This is a genomic window from Actinoplanes philippinensis (genome assembly GCF_900113015.1).
GTDB lineage: Bacteria > Actinomycetota > Actinomycetes > Mycobacteriales > Micromonosporaceae > Actinoplanes > Actinoplanes philippinensis.
This window is the reverse complement of the sequence record NZ_FONV01000002.1, coordinates 170,772-190,533: the sequence shown is the minus strand read 5'-3', so window position 1 is coordinate 190,533 and position 19,762 is coordinate 170,772. Positions and strand designations below refer to the sequence as shown.

The 19,762-nt window shown below is 71.3% G+C and carries 18 protein-coding genes; 12 read left to right on the top strand and 6 right to left on the bottom strand.

Annotated features, from left to right (window positions below):
* The first annotated feature begins 37 nt into the window (after positions 1-37).
* The gene (locus tag BM290_RS04305; RefSeq protein ID WP_093610222.1) at positions 38-844 is read left to right on the top strand and encodes a DUF3097 domain-containing protein; all 807 of its coding nucleotides are present in this window, start codon (positions 38-40) and stop codon (positions 842-844) included.
* Here the strand turns inward: BM290_RS04305 and pdxR are convergent.
* The gene (gene pdxR, locus BM290_RS04300) at positions 795-2,294 is read right to left on the bottom strand and encodes a MocR-like pyridoxine biosynthesis transcription factor PdxR (RefSeq protein WP_093610219.1); all 1,500 of its coding nucleotides are present in this window, start codon (positions 2,292-2,294) and stop codon (positions 795-797) included. The two genes, BM290_RS04305 and pdxR, sit on opposite strands and share 50 nt — an antisense overlap.
* A 14-nt stretch (positions 2,295-2,308) precedes the next feature.
* Between pdxR and BM290_RS04295 the strand changes: the two genes are divergently transcribed.
* Positions 2,309-3,262, top strand: a complete 954-nt coding sequence (locus BM290_RS04295; protein WP_093610217.1) for a DMT family transporter — start codon at positions 2,309-2,311, stop codon at positions 3,260-3,262.
* A 278-nt stretch (positions 3,263-3,540) separates the two neighbouring features.
* On the opposite strand, the gene BM290_RS04290 is transcribed toward BM290_RS04295, so the two are convergent.
* On the bottom strand, positions 3,541-4,845 hold the full coding sequence (locus BM290_RS04290) for a serine hydrolase domain-containing protein (RefSeq protein WP_093610215.1): 1,305 nt from the start codon (positions 4,843-4,845) through the stop codon (positions 3,541-3,543).
* Positions 4,846-4,919: 74 nt separating this feature from the next.
* Here BM290_RS04290 and BM290_RS04285 point away from each other — a divergent pair, with 74 nt between their 5' ends.
* The 3 genes from BM290_RS04285 (at position 4,920) to BM290_RS04275 (ending at position 7,344) form a co-directional block, all read left to right on the top strand.
* Positions 4,920-5,369, top strand: coding sequence for an NfeD family protein (locus BM290_RS04285; protein WP_093610213.1), 450 nt, complete (start codon positions 4,920-4,922; stop codon positions 5,367-5,369).
* 14 nt (positions 5,370-5,383) lie between these two features.
* A complete protein-coding gene (locus tag BM290_RS04280; protein WP_093610211.1) occupies positions 5,384-6,478 on the top strand; it encodes an SPFH domain-containing protein in 1,095 nt (364 codons plus the stop codon).
* 197 nt (positions 6,479-6,675) lie between these two features.
* Positions 6,676-7,344, top strand: a complete 669-nt coding sequence (locus tag BM290_RS04275; RefSeq protein ID WP_093610209.1) for a hypothetical protein — start codon at positions 6,676-6,678, stop codon at positions 7,342-7,344.
* On the opposite strand, the gene BM290_RS04270 is transcribed toward BM290_RS04275, so the two are convergent.
* Entirely contained in the window at positions 7,279-8,127 is an 849-nt protein-coding gene (locus BM290_RS04270) for a TrmH family RNA methyltransferase (protein WP_093610207.1), read from the bottom strand. The genes BM290_RS04275 and BM290_RS04270 overlap by 66 nt on opposite strands.
* A gap of 51 nt (positions 8,128-8,178) precedes the next feature.
* On the opposite strand from BM290_RS04270, the gene BM290_RS04265 reads away from it, so the two are divergent.
* Entirely contained in the window at positions 8,179-9,723 is a 1,545-nt protein-coding gene (locus BM290_RS04265) for a flavohemoprotein (RefSeq protein WP_093610205.1), read from the top strand.
* A gap of 321 nt (positions 9,724-10,044) precedes the next feature.
* Here the strand turns inward: BM290_RS04265 and BM290_RS04260 are convergent, their stop codons facing one another.
* Positions 10,045-10,416: a cupin domain-containing protein gene (locus tag BM290_RS04260; protein WP_093611175.1), complete on the bottom strand. Its 372-nt coding sequence runs from the start codon at positions 10,414-10,416 to the stop codon at positions 10,045-10,047.
* A gap of 511 nt (positions 10,417-10,927) precedes the next feature.
* Here BM290_RS04260 and BM290_RS04255 point away from each other — a divergent pair.
* Complete coding sequence (locus BM290_RS04255; protein WP_093610203.1) at positions 10,928-11,380, top strand: MarR family winged helix-turn-helix transcriptional regulator; 453 nt, start codon at positions 10,928-10,930, stop codon at positions 11,378-11,380.
* Here the strand turns inward: BM290_RS04255 and BM290_RS04250 are convergent.
* Positions 11,347-12,648 (bottom strand): MurL-like N-terminal domain-containing, encoded by a 1,302-nt coding sequence (locus BM290_RS04250; RefSeq protein ID WP_483392416.1) that lies wholly within the window; start codon positions 12,646-12,648, stop codon positions 11,347-11,349. The two genes, BM290_RS04255 and BM290_RS04250, sit on opposite strands and share 34 nt — an antisense overlap.
* Positions 12,649-12,721: 73 nt before the next feature.
* On the opposite strand from BM290_RS04250, the gene murD reads away from it, so the two are divergent.
* A complete protein-coding gene (gene murD, locus BM290_RS04245; RefSeq protein ID WP_093610201.1) occupies positions 12,722-14,074 on the top strand; it encodes a UDP-N-acetylmuramoyl-L-alanine--D-glutamate ligase in 1,353 nt (450 codons plus the stop codon).
* 232 nt (positions 14,075-14,306) lie between these two features.
* Here murD and BM290_RS04240 read toward each other — a convergent pair whose 3' ends face one another.
* Positions 14,307-15,032: a hypothetical protein gene (locus BM290_RS04240; RefSeq protein WP_093610199.1), complete on the bottom strand. Its 726-nt coding sequence runs from the start codon at positions 15,030-15,032 to the stop codon at positions 14,307-14,309.
* A 470-nt stretch (positions 15,033-15,502) separates the two neighbouring features.
* Here BM290_RS04240 and BM290_RS04235 point away from each other — a divergent pair, with 470 nt between their 5' ends.
* From BM290_RS04235 to BM290_RS04220, 4 genes are read left to right on the top strand one after another with little or no spacing between them, the layout of a single operon-like run.
* Positions 15,503-16,501 carry a MurR/RpiR family transcriptional regulator gene (locus BM290_RS04235; protein ID WP_093610197.1) on the top strand — a complete coding sequence of 333 codons (999 nt, stop codon included), beginning with the start codon at positions 15,503-15,505 and terminating at the stop codon, positions 16,499-16,501.
* A gap of 41 nt (positions 16,502-16,542) precedes the next feature.
* A complete protein-coding gene (locus tag BM290_RS04230) occupies positions 16,543-17,856 on the top strand; it encodes an extracellular solute-binding protein (RefSeq protein WP_093610195.1) in 1,314 nt (437 codons plus the stop codon).
* Positions 17,856-18,905 carry a carbohydrate ABC transporter permease gene (locus tag BM290_RS04225; protein ID WP_239143376.1) on the top strand — a complete coding sequence of 350 codons (1,050 nt, stop codon included), beginning with the start codon at positions 17,856-17,858 and terminating at the stop codon, positions 18,903-18,905. Before BM290_RS04230 ends, BM290_RS04225 begins: the two co-directional genes overlap by 1 nt.
* Entirely contained in the window at positions 18,905-19,762 is an 858-nt protein-coding gene (locus BM290_RS04220) for a carbohydrate ABC transporter permease (RefSeq protein ID WP_093610193.1), read from the top strand. Before BM290_RS04225 ends, BM290_RS04220 begins: the two co-directional genes overlap by 1 nt.

The window sequence follows — 19,762 nt, the reverse complement described above, 5'->3', positions numbered from 1 at the left end:
CGAGGGTGTGTCCGTGATCGCGCATACAGTGCGGGGCATGTATGGGGAGGATGTGATGGCGGGCAACTGGCGCCGCCGCAAGGTGATCCCGGAGGTGGAGGCCGAACCGGATCTGGTCGTCGAGGACGCCGACTCCGGTTTCTGCGGGGCCGTCGTCGGGTTCGAGCTCGGCGCCGTGGTGCTGGAGGACCGGTTCGGCAAGCGCCGCAACTTCCCGCTCACGCCGGCCGCGTTCCTGCTCGACGGCCGGACGGTCACGCTGGTCAAGCCGGCCGCGCGGCCGCAACCGCGGCAGCGCCGGGTGACCGCCTCCGGGTCGATCGCCGTCGACAACGTGAAGGCGCAGGTCGCCAAGGCCAGCCGGATCTGGGTCGAGGGCATCCACGACGCCGCGCTGGTCGAACGGATCTGGGGCGACGACCTGCGGATCGAGGGCATCGTCGTGGAGCCGCTCGACGGCATCGACGATCTGGCGTCAGCGGTCGCCGGGTTCCGTCCGAGCGGCCACCGCAGACTGGGCGTCCTGGTCGACCATCTCGTCGCCGGGTCCAAGGAGAGCCGGATCGTGGCCGCCGTCACCGACCCGAACGTCCTGGTCACCGGTCATCCCTACGTGGACGTCTGGCAGGCGGTGAAGCCGGAGCGGGTCGGTCTGCGCGCGTGGCCGGTGATCCCGCCGGGCCGTCCGTGGAAGGAGGGCGTCTGCGAGGCCGTCGGCGTCCGTGAGCCGGCCGACATGTGGCGGCGCATCCTCGCCTCGGTCAGCTCGTACAAGGACGTCGAGACGCCGCTGATCAACTCGATGGAGCGCCTGATCGACTTCGTGACGGTGCTGGACGACTGAGGGCGCGGCCGATGCGGGCGGCGGCCTCGGCGAGGCGGTCCGGCGGGTGCGCGGCGTAGCCGATCACCAGGCCCGGCGGTCCGGGACGGCGACGATGCCACGACAGCGGATGCAGTTGTACGCCGGCGGCCGCGACCCGATCGGCCAGGACGGTGTCGTCGGCCGTGCCCGGAAGCAGCACCAGCACGTGCAGTCCGGCCGCGACGCCGGCGACGCGGGCCTCCGGCAGATGCGCGCGCAATCCGGCGAGCAGGGCGTCGCGGCGGGACCTCTGGCGGGTACGGACGGCGCGCAGATGCCGGTCATGGTCCCCGGAGGACAGCAGCTGCGCCAGCACCAGCTGCGGCAGAGCCGGATTGCCCAGATCGGACGCGTGCTTGACGGCCAGCAGCTCGGCCTGCATGCCGCGTGGCGCGATCAGCCACCCGGTCCGCATCGCCGGCGCCAGCGACTTCGACACGCTGCCCAGATAGGCCACCCGATCCGGCGCGGAACCCTGCAGAGCGGCGACGGGCGCCCGATCGTACCGATGCTCGGCGTCGTAATCGTCCTCGATCACCAACCCGCCGCCGGCCCAGGCCAGGAGCTCGCGCCGCCGCTCCGGGGACAGCACCACCCCGGTCGGGAACTGGTGCGCCGGCGTCAGCAGGGCCGCCTCCACCCCGGCGCCGGCCAGCTCGTCGACGCGCATGCCGTGCTCGTCGACCGGCACGCCGACCTGCCGCATCCCCCAGAACGCCATCTGGTCGGACGCGCCCCGTGACCCCGGGTCCTCGACCGCGAGCACGTCCACACCCCGGGCCCGCAACACCTGCGCGAGCAGGGCGAGCCCTTGCGCGACACCCGCGGTGACCACGATGTCGTCCGCTTCACACCGCACTCCCCGGGTACGGGCGAGCCACCCCACCAGTGCCGCGCGCAGCCGTGGGACGCCGCCGGGGTCGCCGTACCGCAGATCGGCGGCGGTCACCCGGTCGAGCACCGCGCGCTCCGCCCGTAGCCACGCCGCCCGGGGGAACGCCGACAGGTCCGGCACTCCCGGTGACAGGTCGATGTCGATGCCGTCCGCGGTGGAGATCGGCAGCCGCAGCTCGTCGAGGGTCTGCCGCCGGTCACCGGCCGGCCGTGGCGGCCGTCGCGCCCCACGCCCGGTGATCACCGTCCCCGACCCGGTCCGGGCCGCGGCCAGCCCTTCGTCGACGAGCCGCTGGTAGGCCTGCACCACCACACCCCGGGACACGCCCAGCTCGGCGGCGAGCAGCCGGGTGGCGGGGAGCCGGGCGCCGGGTGACAGCCGGCCCGCCGCGACCGCGGTCCGCAGGCCCTCGGCGAGCCAGGCGGTCAGCCCTTTCGCCGGCGCCTCCTCGGCCCGGAGCTGCAGGAAGTCCGATCCGGAAATTGGTCCTCCTGACCGCGCTGGGATTGGCCCTCGAACCGGACCATACGCCATCCGAGGATCGGTGCATGAAAGCTCTCCCGATCCTCGCCGGGGCGGCCGGCATGGTCTTCGTGGGTGGCAGCGTCGCCGTCTCCGGCCATCTCACCGACGCCCCGATGCACACCGTCCAGGCCCTCCGCTACGCCGCCGCCTGCCTGCTGCTCCTGGCCTGGGCGCACCTGACCCGGACCGGTCCGGCCGGGCGCGCGGCGGTGCTCGTGCCCCGTGGCCGGGAATGGCTGTGGCTGCTCGGCGTCACCGTCACCGGCCTGGTGATCTTCAATGTGGCGCTGGTCCAGGGCTCCCGCCACGCCGAACCCGCGGTCATCGGCGTGGCCGTCGCCTGCGTGCCGATCCTGCTGGCCGTCGCCGGCCCGCTGCTCGAAGGCCGCCGCCCCGCCGCCCGCGTGCCGGCCGCCGCCTCGATCGTGACCGTCGGCGCGATGCTCGTGCAGGGACTCGGCCGCACCGACGCGGCCGGCCTGTTCTGGGCGGCCGTCACGTTCGCCTGCGAGGCCGCGTTCACCCTGCTCGCCGTACCGGTGCTGGGCCGCCACGGCCCGCTCGGCGTCTCCGTGCACGCCACCTGGATGGGCGCCGCGATGTTCGCCGTGCTCGGCCTGGCCGTCGAGGGCCCGGCCGCCGTGACCCGGATCCGCCTCGACGATCTGCTGGCCGGCGCCTATCTCGCGGTGCTGGTGACGGCCGTCGCGTTCGTGCTCTGGTACACGTGCGTGACCCGCATCGGCGCCGGCCGCGCCGGTCTGCTGACCGGCATCACCCCGATCGCCGCCGCCGCGACCGGCGTGGCCCTCGGCGGCCCGTTCCCCGCCCCGGCCGTGTGGCTCGGCATCACCACGGTCGCCGCCGGCCTGGCTCTCGGCCTGTCCGCCCCCGGCCGAGCGCGCCGCACCACACCCCCGGCTCCGGGCGCTGTATCAGCGCCCGGGATACAGCACTCCGAACCGGCAACCCCGTGACGTCTCGTCCCACCAGCCGGGCGGTGATCGCGGGCGCGGTTCCAGCGCCCGCGGAACAGCTCCCGGAGCCGGCCGGGTGGTGACGTCCTGGGCCGGCTGTCCGGTCGTGGGGGGCTGTTTCGGTCTCCGGGAGACGGCTCCCAGGGCCGGCCGGGGAGCGGCGCACATGCCCGGCGGGCGCGGTGGAGGCCGGGAGCGGGCAGCCGCCTCGCGGGGACGCTACGGGACGCGTGGGTGCGGTTGAGGCAGGCGTGGCCGTACCATGTGCCGGTTTTGATTCAGGCCAGATGCAGGGGGTCGCGGCTGAACCGGAGGGTGGCGATGTCCAGGCGGTCGGCCTTGCCCTCCGCGGTCCGCAGGATGCGCAGGACCTCGCCCTCGTTGGGGCCGGAGAGGCCGCGCCAGCGGTCCGGGGCCTCGCGCGCGTAGCGCGTCTCCGCATACGGCCCGGACATCAGCAGCGTGTCGCCGTCGGGGGTGATCGAGTGTTCGCGGCCCATCCACCACCAGCGGCCGCAGATCTCGGCGGCCTCGCCCCGCGGCGCGGCCGGCGGACGCCAGGCCGGCACCGGAACCGGCTCGCTCTCCACCGCGGCGGTCAGGGCGTCGAGGCTGACCTGCTGGATGCTGGTGTTGTCGAGGCCGTACGTGTTGGCGAACACGACGGCCCCGAGCCGGCTGTCCCGGTGCACGGCGACGTGCGCGAGGTAGCCGGGCATGGAGCCGCCGTGGCCGACGTAGACGCGTTCGCCGACCCGGAACAGCTGCGGGCCGAGCCCGTGACCGGCCGTCCACGACTCCAGATCGCTGATCACCACGGGGGCGCACATCTCGTCGACGGTCTCCCGGGCCAGGACGGCGGGCGCCGGGTCGGCCAGGAACGCGGCCCACTTGGCCATGTCGGTGATCGTCGACCACAGCTGCCCGGCCGGGGCCATGGCGCCGGTGTCCGGGCGTGGCTCCTCGTGCAGCGCGCCGGTGAGGGCGTGCACGACGTAGCCGCGGGCGTACGGCTCGACCGGGTGGTAGCTGGTGCGTTTCATCCCGAGCGGGTCGAGGACACGTCTGCCGGCCAGCTCGCTCCACGTCGTGCCGGTGACCCGTTCCAGGACGGCGCCGAGCAGGCCGTAGGCGAGGTTCGAATAGCGATAGCGGCGGTACGGGGCGCCCGCGAGCTTCTCGTAGGTCAGCTCGGCCAGCAGCGCGTCCACGTCGCCGCCGGCGTTGCGTTCCCACCACGGGCCGTCCGGCTCGCGTTGGAGCCCCGAGACGTGCCCGAGCAACTGGCGCAGGGTGACGCCGCCGATCGGGGTGCCGGGCAGGTGCCGGTAGAGCAGGTCGTCGAGGGCGAAGAACCCCTCGTCACGCAGCTGCATGACCAGGGTCGCGGTGATCGTCTTGGTGATCGAGCCGAGCCGGTACTGGGTCTTCGGGTCCGGCCGGGGCTGCTCGCCGGCGCCGGTGAAGTGCAGGACCGCGCGGTCACGGACGACGGCGAGCGCGAGCGACGGCGCCCGGCCGGTGGACTGCGCGCGGGCGGCTATCTCATCGATCCGGCGGGACGTCTCCGGAAGCAATGTCACGGTGTGTCCTCTCCTGGTGACGAACTCATGAGTCCAACTGTTCGGAGCGTGCGCGGACGTGCCACGATCGGGGAGTGGAAGCCGTGTTATGGGTCGTCCTCGCCATAGGCCTGGCCATCGCCGAGGCCTTCACCACCACGTTCCTCGTCATCTTCTTCGCGGCCGGCGCTCTGGCCGCGGCCGGCGCCGCCGCTCTCGGCGCGGGCCTGCTGATCCAGTTGATCGTCTTCGCGGTCGTCTCCGGCGTCTCGGTGGCGGCGTTGCGTCCGATCATCCTGCGACACGCCCGGCCGGCGGTGGAGACGGGGGAGCGGCCGTTCGGCATCGAGGCGATCTCGGGCTCGCTCGGGACGGTGATCGACGAGGTCACCGGCGACGCCGGCATGGTGAAGATCGACGGGGAGCTCTGGCAGGCCCGGGCCGCGGACCCGCAGGAGGTCTTCGCTCCGGGCGATCACGTGCGGGTGGTCGAGCTGCGCGGCGCGACGCTCCTGGTGTGGCACGACGACCTACCCAACGTTTAGCAGGGAGCGACGTCATGGAAGTGGTTCTGGCAGTGCTCGGCATCGCGATCGTCCTGTTCGCGGTGATCACTCTCGCCAAGTCGGTGCGGATCGTCCCGCAGCAGCGGATGGACGTCGTCGAGCGGCTCGGCAAGTATCAGCGCACCCTGTCACCCGGCCTCAATCTGCTGGTGCCGTTCATCGACTCGGTCCGGACCAAGGTGGACATGCGGGAGCAGGTCGTCTCGTTCCCGCCGCAGCCGGTGATCACCTCCGACAACCTGGTCGTGTCGATCGACACGGTGCTCTACTTCAAGGTCGTCGACCCGGTGCGGGCCACCTACGAGATCTCGCACTTCCTGCAGGCGATCGAGCAGCTGACCGTCACCACGCTGCGCAACGTGATCGGCTCCCTCGATCTGGAGCGGGCCCTGACCAGCCGCGACCAGATCAACAAGCACCTGTCCAGTGTGCTCGACGAGACCACCGGCCGCTGGGGCATCAAGGTCACCCGGGTGGAGATCAAGGCGATCGAGCCGCCGCCGAGCATCCGCGACTCGATGGAGAAGCAGATGCGCGCCGAGCGGGAGCGCCGCGCCACCATCCTCAACGCCGAGGGCCACAAGCAGGCCGCGATCCTGACCGCCGAGGGCGAGAAGCAGGCGGCCGTGCTGCGCGCCGACGGTGACCGGCAGTCGCGGATCCTGCAGGCCGAGGGTCAGGCCAAGGCGATCCGCACCGTCTTCGACGCGATCCACCAGGCCAACCCGTCCCAGAAGGTGCTGGCTTACCAGTACCTTCAGTCGCTGCCGCAGATCGCCAACGGCACCGCCAACAAGGTGTGGATCCTGCCGACCGAGCTGACCAAGGCCCTGGAGGGCCTGGGCGGGGCGCTGGGCGGTCTGGCGAACATGGCCGGCGACGAGCCACGTCACGGCGGCCTCGATCCGGCGGCGGTCGAGCGGGAGGCGGCGGAGGCGGCCGAAGCGGCGGCGGCCGAGGCGGAACGGCTCAACGCCGAGGTGCGGGAGGCCCAGACCGAGGCGCTGCCCGCGCCGGACCCGATCCCGCCGACCGCGGCGCTCGGCGGCGCCGACTACGACGGGGCGGCGCACATCGAGAAGCGCTGAAGCGCTCGATCCGGACGGCATCGCGCACATGCAGAAGCGCCGAAGCGCTCGATCCCGACCGAATCGCGCACATCGAGAAACGCTGAATATGTGAGATCGGCCGCAGTTCAGGCGTGTCGTTTGGCATGCTCGCAGCAGGATTCCCGACCGGTGCCCCCGGCCGCTCGGCTTGTTGCCCCTGCTACTGAGGCGGAGCCATGAGCATCAGCCATCGTCAGACGGCGAGTGGGCGGCCCCTGCGGGTCGCCCCTGCCTGGGTCGGCGCACCGACCCCGGCCGAGTCGGACGGACACCTGCTCCCGGTCCGGGACGCGATCTGGATCTGGTCGGTCCGCAGGTACGCACGACTGGCCCTGTGGGCGCTGCCGGCCGCCGCGGTCCTCTACGGCTGGGTCACGCTCGGCGTCCAGAGCCCACCCGGCCCGCTCGCGGTCGGGCTGCTGGCCGGCTGGCTCGCCGTGATCGCCGTGATCGCGCTGGCCGGCCTGCTCGCCGGCTCCCGCACCCGGCGGTGCGCCCTGGCCGGGCTGCTGGTCACGCTGGCCGGCGGGACGATGCTGGTCCCGCTGGCCGCGCTGCCCGAGAACGCCGTCGTGGAGAGCGCTCCGCTGGCCGAGGGGCACGTCACCGACCTGCTCACCACCGCGGTGGTCGTCTCGGCGACGGGGCTGCTGCTGCTCGGCTGGGCGGTCTTCCGGTCGAAGCTGGTCAACCCGGCCGACGGGGTGCTGCTGATGCTGGCCGCCCTCGCGATGGGCGCCGGCCCCGCGACGGCCCCGCCGGTCCCGACGGTCGGCGCGTTACTGCTGCTGGCCGCCGGCATGGGCCTGGCCTGGACCGGCGGCCGCCTGGTTCCCCGCTCCTAGCTCGTAGAACGCCACGGCGGCCGCGGTCGCCACGTTGAGCGAGTCGACGCCGTTGAACATCGGGATCACCACCCGTACGTCGGAGGCGTCCATCGCGGCCCGGGTCAGCCCCGGCCCCTCCGCGCCGAGCAGCAGCGCCGGCCGTTCCCGCTGCTGCGGGGTGAGCGCGCGCAGCGCCACCGCGTCCGGCGCCGGGGTCATCGCCAGCAGCGTGAACCCGGCCTCCCGGATCGCGGCGAGGGTGCCCGGCCAGTCGTCGGACTTCGCGTACGGGATGGCGAACACCTCACCCATGCTGACCCGGACGGCCCGGCGGTAGAGCGGGTCCGCACAGTTCGGTGACAGCACCACGGCGTCGATGCCGAGGGCGGCCGCGCTCCGGAACAGCGCACCGAGGTTGGTGTGCGTGTTCAGCCCTTCCAGCACGGCGATGCTGCGCGCCCGGGTGAGCAGGCCGGGCAGCGCCGGCAGCGGACGGCGGTGGAACGACGCCAGCACGCCCCGGTGCACGTGGAATCCGGTGATCGACTCCAGGACCGCCGGGGGAGCGGTGTAGAGCGGCGCGCCGTCCGGCAGCCCGGTGAGCTGGCCGGCCCGTTTCTCGTCGACGAACGCCGAGCGCATCCGGTATCCGGCGCGCAACGCCCGCCCGATCACCAGCTCCCCCTCGGCGATGAACAGCCCGTTCGGCGGCTCCCACCGGGTCCGCAGCTCGACGTCGGTGAGGGCGCGGTAGTCGCCGATCCGCGGGTCGTCCGGGTCGGTGATGGTCAGTGCTGGCACACCGGCATTATTCGCGGCGTGTGTGCCGGGGCATGCGGGTAGGGTTCTTCTGTGTCGTCTGGTTCGGGTCCGGGGTCAGACCCGCATCTGCTGTCCCTGCTGCGGGCCATCCGCCTGCGCCGGAACGCTCCGGACGCCGCCGCCGCGGGCGAGGCCGACACCGCCGCCGCGCTCTCCGAGATCGCCGCGGCCAAGAAGGACGCGGCCGAGAAGGACGAAGAGGAGACGGAGCTGGAGAAGCCCCGCCGCGACCCCGGCGCCGCCCTGGCCCGCGGTGTCGTGCCGCCGGTCGGGGGTGTCAACCCGTCCGGTCCGGCCACCCCGGTGCCGTATATTCCGCCGCTCTCCGGGATCCGGCCGATCGGCGCGCCCGGCACCGAGTTCCCGTCCGCCCAGGCGTACCCGTCGATCCCGCGTGGCTTCCCCGGCAAGACCCTGCCCGGCCCCGGGCCGCACCGCGACGGCATGGACCCGGCCGACGACGCCGCCCTGCGTGACACGCAGCGCCTGCTCAGCACCAGCCTCACCTTCGCGGGCGGCCCCGAGGAGGTGGCCGGCCGGCTGTGGCATGCGCTGCAGCAGGCGCAGCCGGGTCTGCTCGGCTCCCTGCCCGGCGGACCGGACGGCCAGCGCGCCCAGCTGGCGAGGGCCATCACCTGGCTGGTCCACACCATGGACGACCCGCCCGCGCTGGTCACCGGCTGTTCCGCGCTCGGCGCCGCGCTCGCCGAGTGCGGCCTCCAGTGGAACCAGCTGCACCTCGTCGGCGCGGCCCTCGCCGAGTCGATGCGTACCGGCATGGCTCCCGGGGCCTGGCGGCAGGATTTCGACCAGGCGTGGCGCTGGACGTGGCAGCACACGTACGAGTGGATCGTGCACGGGGGGACGCTCACGGCGTACCAGCCGACCGTCTGGGACACCGAGGTCGTCGAGCACGACCTGCGCCGCGACGACCTGGCGGTGGTCCGGCTGCGCCCGTTCCTGCCGATGCCGTACCGTCCCGGCCAGTACGCCCGCTTCGAGGTCCCCGGCGTCCCCGGCATCTGGCGGCCGTATTCGCTGGCCGGCGCGCCCCATCGCGACGACGTCATCGAGCTGCACGTCCGGGCCAAGACCGAGACCGGCGTCAGCGGCACCCTCGTCCACCACACCCGTCCCGGCGACCGGATCCGCGTCACCCGCGCCGAGGGCGACATGTCCCTGCCCGCCGAGCCCGGCCGGGGCGTCCTCATGATCGCCGGCGACACCGGGGTGGCCCCGATGAAGGCGATGCTCGCCGAGCTGGCCGCCACCGCCGACACCCGCCAGGCGGTCCTCTTCTGGGGCGTCCGCGACCTGACCGAGCTCTACGACATCGAGGCCCTCACCGCTCTGGCCGCCGAGATCCCCCGCGCCACCGTCGTCCCGGTCGTCGCCGAGGGCGACCCCGGCCCGTACCCGTCCGGCCTGGTGACCGACGCGGTGGCCGCCTACGGCGAATGGTCCCGCCACGAGATCTATCTGGCCGGCCCGCCCCTCATGATCGCCGGCACCAGCGCGGTCCTCCAGCAGCTGGGCGTCCCCGCGGCCCGCATCCACCACGACCCGGCCGAATGACCCGTCGGATCAAACCCTTCCAGACCCCTTTCCGGTACGCCGCAGGCCGCCCCCGACCACATCGTTCCCGTCCCGTCCCCACCCCGCGACGGTCCTGCGCCCGCACGACCGAAACGCGGCCGCCGGGCTGAGGCGCCCCGCACTGTTACCCCGGGCCCGCGACGTGCCGCCCAGTCGTCCCGCCCTGCTGCGGCGTGCTCTGGCCTGCCGCTCAGTCGTCCCGCCTGCCGTGGCCTGCCGCTTATCTTTCCGCCCTGCCGTGGCCTGCCGTAGCCTGCCGTGGCCGCCGTCGGCCTGCCGCGGCGTGCTGTGACCTGCCGGTCAGTCGTCCGCTCGGACGGCGTAGCCGGGGACGGACGGCCAGCGCACCGTGAGGACGACCGATTCCTCGGCGGCATACCAGGAGTGGTCGACTCCGCGGGGCCACACCACGTAGTCGCCCTGCTTGTCGAGGACGACCGTGCGCTCCGGAAACTCCATGTGAAAGCAGCCACTGATCAGCACCAGCAGGGCGGTGCGCTCCTCCCCGCGGACCCAGGCCGCCCGCCGGTCCCCCTTCGGGTGCCGCCCCCACTTGATCTCGACGTCGGTGCTGTGCCGAGGGTCGCCTTCCGGCTTGAAATACCCCATAAGCCAGCCCTTGTCGGCAAGCGCATCCGGGTCGGCGTTCCCCACATAGATCTCGTCACCCACGCCCGGAAACGCTACCGCCCCACCGCCCCACCGCCCCACCGCCTCGTCGCCCTGCCCTGGCCGTAGCCCGCCGTCCGCCGTCCAGCCGCCGGCGGCCATTCCCGGCCCGTCGTCCGCCGTCCGCCATCTGGCCCGTCGTGCGCCATCCCCGCGCCGCCGGCCGCCGCCAGCCATTCCCGGTCCGCCGTCCGCCATCCCCGCGCCGCCGTCCGCCGCCAGCCATTCCCGGTCCGCCGTCCGCCATCCGGCCCGCCGCCCGCCGCGCGCCGCCGGCCATTCCCGGCCCGTCGTCCGCCGCCCGCCATCTGGCCCGTCGTCCGCCGTTCGCCCCTCGACCTTCCCGTCCGCGCCGTCCCTGACCCGCCGCTCGTCGGGCTGTCGGTGGCCTCGCAGCCCGGTCAGCGCCGGAAGCCGGGAAACTCCGGAACTTCGTGCGGTGGCCGCCGGAACCATGGTCACCCGCGAAGACAATAAGCGGAGGTGACGGTGAACCGCTGTTACCATCTCGCGCATGCGGCGCAGTGAGCGGAAGCAGCAGGATCCCGACCTGGGTGTGCTGGCCAGCCGGCTCCTCTTCGCGGTGCAGGGTGAGCTTTTCGCCGCCCTGGCCGAGCAGGGCCACGCGGGCCTGCGGCCGCAGCACGGGGCGGTGCTGGCCTACCTCGACGCCGAGGGGAGCCGGGCCACCGACCTGGCCCGGCAGTCCGGCCAGCACAAACAGGTCGTCGGCAAGCTTCTCGACGAGCTGGAGGCCCTGGGGTATGTGGAGCGCCGCCCCGATCCCAGCGACCGCCGCGCCAAACTCATCGTGCCGACCGCCCTGGGCCTGGATCAGATGGCGCGTTCCGACGCGATCGTGGCGGCCATCGAGGAGCGCGCCGCCGCCTCGGTGGGGGAGGCGGCTTACGCGTCCTTCAAGAGCCTGCTGCGTCAGGTGGCCGCCTCGTCGAGGAGTTTGCGGTAGGCCGGCGGGATGTGGTTCGGCCCGCCGGGCGTGAAGACGGTCGAGTGGGAGGCGTCGGCCCACGCCGAGTCGGGGACGGCGGCGCGCAACGCGACCAGCACCGGCGCGTCGTCGGTCAGGAGGGAGAGCGCGACCAGGCACTCCTCGGCCTCGCCGACGCACTCGAACGGCTTGTGCGCGTCGACGCCGAGCAGCTCCAGGAAGCCGGGCGTCTGGGCCGGGTCGGCGAACAGGTCGCGCCCGAAGATGTGCGCCAGCCGCTCCCGTGACATGTGCGGCGCGAGCGCCAGGAAGACGAACCGGCACTTCGGGCAGTCACCGCACCAGCGCGCCGTCGGGTCGTGTAGCTTGAACGCCTTGTTACAGCTGGTGACGACGTCATCATACGCTGTGTGACCGGCGAACAGCTGCGCGATGTGCAGCTCGGAGAGCGGCCGCAGCAGCGAGAAGTACGGGTCGGCGAGTCCCGCGTATGCCGCGACGGCATCCCGCAGCAGCCCTTCGGCGACCACGCCCTTGGACCACTGGTGGTTGACCTCGTGACCGTTCCAGATCAGGTTGGGGTCGGAGGCGGACCGCTCGTTGGACATCACCACCGGCCCGAGCCGGTGCCACGTCGCGGTGGCGATCGCGATCAGCGAGTTGATCGCGGTGACCGGGATGTGCCCGTTCAGCGCGCCGGCCTTGTTCAACTCGAAGAGCCGCGGGTCGAGCTTGCGGCGGGCAGCCAGCGCGGTGAGGCCGGAGGCGGCGTTCACATTGTCGATGACGTGGTTGGGATTGACCGAGAACGGCACCGGGTCGAGCCCGGCGGCCCGCAGGATCTCGAGAGTGACGATCGAGTCCTTGCCGCCGCCGACGGCGGAGAGCGGCCGGCCGCCGACCGGGGAGAGAGGCGGATCACTGTCGAGCGGGGTCGTCTCGACGGTGAGCTCCAGCACGTGCGGCAGCTGATTGCGATACGCGTACTCCGCCATGCCCTCGGTGTAGACGGCGGTGAAGAAGGCGGCCGCCGCGGCCGGGACCGGCTTGGGCGCCACCACCCGGGCCGGCGCGCCGACCTTGAAGTAGCTGACCCCGGCGACCACGTGCAGCAGGTCGAGCACCCGGGTCAGCGCCTCGGGCACGGACGGGTCGGCCGGCACCGGCAGCGTGATGGTCTCGGTGAACCGCAGCGGTGACGGCCCGTCCAACAGGTAGTCGAACGTCGCCACCCCTGTCGCCGGATCGAACGCGTACGAGGGGAAGCGCATGACGTCGAACTGCACCCGGAACTCCTGTCCTGAAGGTCGAGGGGCAATATTAGTGCGTCCGAGGCGGAAGCGACCCGAGGAGACAGACGTGCGCCTGGCAGACCTGCGGGGCCGATCGGTGGCGGTCTGGGGCACCGGCCGTGAGGGCCGGGCCGCGGTGATCGCGATCGCCCGGCACGAGCCGTCCCGACTGATCGCTGTCGACGACAGCGCCAACTACCTGTCCGTCGAGTGGACCGGGGAGCTGGCCGAGCTGGCCCCGCTGGCCGGTGGCGAGCACGCGTTCGCCGCTCTGGCCAGCGCGGACGTGGTGGTGCGGTCGCCGGGTGTGCCGTCCACCCATCCGTACATGATCGAGCTCCGCAAGCGCGGGATCCCGGTGACCGGCGGCAGCGCGCTGTGGATGGCCGACCACGCCGCGACGACCGTCGGGGTGACCGGCAGCAAGGGCAAGAGCACCACGTCCAGCCTGATCAGCCACCTGCTGACGGCGGTCGGGCGGCCGAACGCCTACGGCGGCAACATCGGCGTGCCGCTGCTCGACATGCCCGAGGCCGAGCTCTACGTGCTGGAGCTGTCGAGCTATCAGTGCGCCGATCTGACCGATTCGCCCCGGGTGGCGGTGGTCACCTCGTTGTTCCCGGAGCACCTCGACGCGCACGGCGGCGAGGGTGAATATTACCGGGACAAACTAAACCTTCTGGGGTACGGGCCTGAGCTGATCGTGGTCAACGGGACGGACAAGCGGCTGCGCGACGAACTCCGCGGGGTGCTCGACTCGAGCCACTTCCCGCCGGTCGCCGCGGCCGCCGCCGACTCCCGTTTCCGCGTCGAGGACGGGCGCGTCTGGTGCGGTGCGGAGGCGCTGTTCGACCGGGCCGCGCTGCGCCTGAAGGGCCGGCACAACGAGGGCAACCTGTGTGTGGCGCTGGCCGTGCTGGACGGCATGGGCGTCGACGTGCCGGCCGAGCGGGCGGTCCTGGAGGCGGCCGTGCGTGACTTCGCCGGCCTGCCGCACCGGCTGGCCGAGATCGAGGACCCGTCCGGCCTGACGTTCGTCGACGACACCCTGTCGACCAGTCCGTATGCCGCGATGCACGCCATCGAGGCCTACGAGAACCGGCCACTCACCGTGTTGGTCGGCGGCACCGATCGCGGTCTCGATTACACACCGTTACGTGATTTCCTCGCCGACCGCGAACTCACCGTGATCGGCCTGCCGGACAGCGGCCCCCGCATCCTGGAGGCCCTGGCCCGCCTGCCCCGCGTACGCACCGAGCCGGCCGAGGATTTGGTCGACGCGGTCCGCCTGGCCCGGAAGGTGACCCCACCCGGCGGCGTGGTCCTGCTGTCCCCGGCGGCCCCGAGTTACGGCCGTTTCCGCAACTTCGAGCACCGCTCCGAGGTCTTCGCCCAGGCGGTCCGCGACACCGCCGAGTAGCCCGGGCCCGCGGCGGCCGGTCGGCTCTCCGGTGGCGGTCGTGCACGGTATGCCGGTGGCGGGGTGCAGGGTGAGCCGGTGGTCGGCGTGCACGGTGTTCCGGTGGCGGGCGTGTGCCGGTGGCGGTGGTGCGCGGTGTGCCGGTCGTGGGCGTGTGCCAGTGGCGGGCGTATGCCGGTGGCGGGCATGCGCGGTATGCCGGTGATGGGTGGCCACGGTTCGTTATGGCGGGTCACGGCTCCGGTGGAGCCGTGGTCACGGTGCGGTGCTGGGGGAAGTAGACCTGCACGTCGCGGAACTCGGCGGACAGGCCGGTGGTCACGGTGGTGTTCAGGTATCTGGCCGAGCGGATCTCGCCGCCTTTGTCGTCCGGGCAGGGCAGGCCCGGCTCGGGGGGCACATCCATGCTGGAGGCGCCGCTGCTGGCGCCGGTGATCCGGAATCCCGTCAGCGTGCGCCCGGGGTTTTCCCAGGCGACTTCGGCGTCCAGCCCGGCGCTGGTGCTGCCGGGGTTGTGGCCGGCCTCGACGCGGACGCCTTTCTCGCAGGTCACGGCATAGATTGCCTCTTTACCGACGTGGTAGGTGAAGCCGACCTCCGGCGCGTTGCGGATCAGACCGGCCTCATCCCAGCCGAAGGCCTTGCGAACGTCCTCAGCACCGACGAAGCCGGTGTTGGGTGCCGGGTCGAATCGGATGTCCTCGGCGTCGTCGAAGCCGGTGTTGGGTGCCGGGTCGAATCGGATGTCCTCGGCGTCGTCGAAGCCGGTGTTGGGTGCCGGGTCGAATCGGATGTCCTCAGCACCGACGAAGCCGGTGACCGGGCCTAGGCGGACATGGCCGGCGGGGACGGAGCCAGGGCGGCCGGCCGGGTCGAAGTGGATCGCAGCCCTGGCCGCTGTGGGGGCGAGGACGCTGCCGGCGACTAGCGCGCCGGTGATCACGGGAAGCAGTCGCATGCCCTTTTCTCCTGTTTTGTGAATCGATCACCTGATGCTTCCACGGGACTGCGCACCACCCGACCAAAGGGAAGAATTCCGGCCATTCGGATGAGGTGCTCGCCTCTTTCGCGGCCTGACCAGCGCGTGGCCCGTACCGATAAATTTTTTGATCTTGTTTCGGGAGTAACGACAAGGTTTCGCCGCGTGACCCATACCGGCCGAAAGGACCACCCCGCGATGGCCGAAAGGTCATCCCGCGCTCAACGATCGGCCGAGCAGAAAACGGTCGTAAATCGGACATGTGATGGCGGTCACGTCGTATCGGCCATTTGTGGATCGATGGCCGTCATCCGCCTGCGCCGAAACACGCGGTCATTCGGGCTGGTCGGTAACGGTTCTGAAAACATCCTTCACAGTCTTGACAGGAAGGGGCCGTTAGTAAGAACTTTTACCGCGACAGTAAACAGTCCTTCCTGAAAGGGTGACCGATGGCTGAGCCGGAGATGGACGGCACCGCGCAGACCGTGGTCGCCGCCTCGCTGGTTCGCGGTGCCGCCCGTATCGGGACTGACCACGGGGGCGAGCGAATCTCCACGAACGGCGTGAACCGTGCACCGGCCGACGGGGTGCTCGCTCGGGTCCGGACGCTGCTGCCGGACTTCACCGGAGCGCTGCAGCGGGTCGCCGAGCAGGTGCTCGCCGACCCGGCCGCGGCCTCCCGGGCCACCATCGTCGAGCTGGCCGAGCGCAGCGGCACCTCGCCCGCGACGATCACCCGCTTCTGCCGGGCGGTCGGCTTCGACGGCTACGCGGACCTCCGCCTGGGCATCGCGGCGGAGACCGGCCGGGCGCGCTCGGCCGGCTGGACCGTCGACATCGGCCGCGAGATCCAGCCGAACGATCCGCTCGAGCGGGTCCTCGGCCAGATCATGGCGGCCGACACGCGGGCCATGCACGACACCGCCACGCTGCTGGATCTTGGCGAGGTGGAGCGGGCCGCGGTGGCGATCTCCGCCGCGCAACGCGTGAACATCTTCGGCGCCAGCGGATCCGCGCTGGTCGGCGAGGAGATGCAGTTCAGTCTGCATCGCATCGGCATCCCGGTGTGGGCCTGGACCGACGTGCACAACGGTCTGGCCAGCGCCGCGCTGTCGCGGCCCGGCGACGTCGCGCTCGGCATCTCGCACAGTGGCGAGACCGGCGAGACCATCGAGCTGCTCGCGGAAGCGAACAGCCGGGGCGCCACCACGATCGCGCTCACCAGCTTCCCCCGATCCCCGCTGGCCGAGTTGGCGGACATCGTTCTGCTCACCGCAACCCAGGCGACGACCTTCCGCCCGGACGCGCTCAGCGCCCGGCACCCGCAGCTCGTCGTGCTCGACCTGCTGTACGTCGCCGTAGCGCAACGAACCCACGAACGTTCGCACGCCGCGTTCCAGCGCACCGCGCAAGCCGTGCACGGGCACAAGGCCGCGAAGGACAGCTGATGAACCCCTTTTCAAAGAATGAAATCCCTTCGGGAGGAACAGTGAAGCGCAAGATCGCGGTCGCCGCGGCGCTCGCCGCGTCGCTCTTCGGTACCGCAGCGTGCGGTGGTGGCGGGAGCGACGAGGGCGCGACCTCGGCCACCGGCCAGGTCGACGGCAAGGGCAAGACGATCAAGGTCTGGCTCATGGTCGACGCCGAGACCAGCTGGAAGACGGTCGTCGACGACGCCACCAAGCGGTTCACCGACGCCACCGGCGCGCAGGTCAACGTCGAGTACCAGCAGTGGGCCAACCACCTCACCAAGCTGGACGCCACCCTGGCCGGCTCGGACGTGCCGGACGTGGTGGAGCTCGGCAACACCGAGTTCTCCAAGTACGTCTTCTCCGGCGGCTTCGCCGAGCTCAACAAGGGTGACTTCGAGAACTCCGGCACCTGGCTGTCCGGCCTCTCCGGCGCGTGTGAGTCCGAGGGCAAGGTCTACTGCGTGCCCTACTACGCCGGCGCCCGCGTGATGATCTACCGCACCGACCTCTTCCAGAAGGCCGGTGTCGCCGACGCCCCGAAGACCTACGCCGACCTGCTGGCCGCCGCCGACAAGCTGCAGGCCGGCAACGCCGCGGACAACAAGTTCAGCGCCTTCTACATGCCGGGCCAGTACTGGTACGCCGCGATGTCCTGGGTCAAGTCGTCCGGTGGCGAGATCGCGAAGAAGGAGGGCGACAAGTGGGTCGGCCAGCTCTCCACCCCGCAGTCGCTGGAGGGCCTGCAGAAGTGGGTCGACCTGACCAAGAAGTACTCGAAGGCTGACGTCACCAAGAACGAGAACGAGCAGGCCGGCATCTTCTCCCAGGGTTCCGGCGGCATCTTCTACGGCAACGCGTGGGAGCAGGGTGTGGCCGAGGAGGTCCGCAAGGACCCGAACGACCCGACCTCCCCGCTGGTCCCGACCAAGGTCAAGGGCAAGCTGGCCGCCGCTCCGCTGCCGGAGATCCCGTCCTTCCTCGGTGGCTCGAACCTGGGCGTCACCGCCAAGAGCGGCAACAAGGAGCTGGCCGCTCAGTGGATCAAGGCCTTCACCGACGCCAAGTCGATGGAGGGCCTGGCCAAGGCCGGCGCGCTGCCGAACGCGACCAACCTGCTGGACAAGGCCGCGTCCGACAACCCGAAGATCGCCCCGGCCGCGCTCGCCGCGAAGAACAGCTGGTTCCCGCCGAACGCCGAGAAGTGGGCCGACGTGGAGAAGGCCAGCATCCTGCAGACCATGCTGACCGACGTCCTGACCGGCAAGAAGTCGGTGGCCGACGGCGCCAAGTGGGCTGACGAGCAGATCGCCGCCACGCTCAACGAGGCCTGATGACCCGTGCCGCCCGCCCGTCCTTCTGCCGGGCGGGCGGCACACCCCTCCTCACGGTGGAAGAGGAACTGAAGATGCACGCCGTCGACTCCCGGCCGACCCCGGCGGACACGCCGCAGGCACCGCCGCCGCGGCACGTGTCCCGGGTACGCAACCGCAGCCAGCGCGACTCTCGGGTGGCGTGGCTGCTCTCCCTGCCCACGCTCCTGATCCTGATCGGGATGCTGGGCTACCCGCTCTACCGCATGATCGTGCTGTCCTTCCAGAACATGCGGCTGAAGGAGCTGTTCTCCGGCGCGACGCCGCCGTGGGCCGGTGTCGACCAGTACACGAAGGCCCTGACCGACGGTGTCTTCTGGGGCGTCGTCGGGCGTACCGCCGCCTTCACCGTCGTCTCGGTGACCCTCTCGGTCCTGGCCGGTCTCGGCATCGCCCTGCTGATGCGCCGGGTGCACGCCAAGGTCCGGATCTTCATGATGATCGCGATGATGTTCGTCTGGGCGCTGCCGCAGCTCGTCGCGGCGCAGTCGTTCCGCTGGCTGACCGACTCCGACTTCGGTGTCCTCAACTACGTGCTCACCCAGCTGGGCTTCGACTACGCGACGCACAGCTGGTTCGTGAACCCGTGGGAGGGCTGGGCGGTGATCACCACGCTGGTGGTGTGGGCCGGCATCCCGTTCCTGGCGATCTCGCTGAGCGCCGGGCTCACCCAGGTGCCGAAGGAGCTGCTCGAGGCCGCCACGGTCGACGGCGCCTCGGCCTGGCAGGCGCTGCGCAACATCACCCTGCCGATCCTGAAGCCGCTCCTGATGATCGTCACCACGCTGTCGGTGATCTGGAACTTCGGTCTCTTCACCCAGAACTGGGCGCTGCGTGACGGGCACCCGGAGCCGGTCTACCAGACCCTGGCGACGTTCTCGTACACGCAGGCGTTCGGGCGGTCCAGCTACAGCTACGGCTCGGCGATCTCGGTGATCACCGTGTTGCTGATGCTCGGCGTGATGGTCTTCTACATCCGCCAGATGTTCAAGATCGGAGAGGTGGACTGATGGCGAGGCACGACGACGGCGTCGTCACCGTCGGGCGTAGCCGTATCGGTACGTTCTTCGCGAACACCACCGGTATAGTCTTCGGCCTGGTCATGATCTTCCCGGTGTACTGGGTGCTGAACACGGCGTTCAAGCCGGACTCCGAGGTCCGCAGCTTCACGCCGACGTTCTTCCCGAACGACTTCACCCTGGACAACTTCAGGTCGGCGCTCGGCGAGGAGCTGTTCATCCCGAGCATGATCAACGGCCTGATCATCACCGCCATGGCGGTCGCCGCGGCTCTGGTCGTGGGCTTCCTGGCGGCGCTCGCGATCGCCCGGTTCAGCTTCTACGGCCGCAAGGCGATCATCCTGATCATCCTGGCGGTCCAGCTGGTGCCCTTCCTCGCGCTGCTCATCCCGCTGTTCCTGATGCTGCAGGGCGCGAACCTGACCAACTCGCTCGTCGGCGTGGCCCTGGTCTACCTGGTGCTGCTGCTGCCGTACACGGTCTGGACCCTGCGTGGTTTCATCTCCGGCATCCCCCGGGAGCTGGACGAGGCCGCGATGATCGACGGCTGCACCCGCGCCCAGGTGTTCTGGCGGATCATCCTGCCGCTCACCGGCCCCGGTCTGGTGGCCACCTCCGTCTACGGGTTCATCCAGGCGTGGAATGAATTCATCATCATCAACACGCTGAACAACCCGCAGAAACAGAACCTGATGGCCTGGCTGCTCTACAACCAGACCGAACGCGGTACCGCCTGGGGCCCCCTCATGGCCGGTGCGATCATCACGTCCATTCCCGTGGTGGTCTTCTTCCTGATCATTCAGCGCAACATCGCCACCGGTTTGACGGCCGGCGCAGTCAAGGGTTGA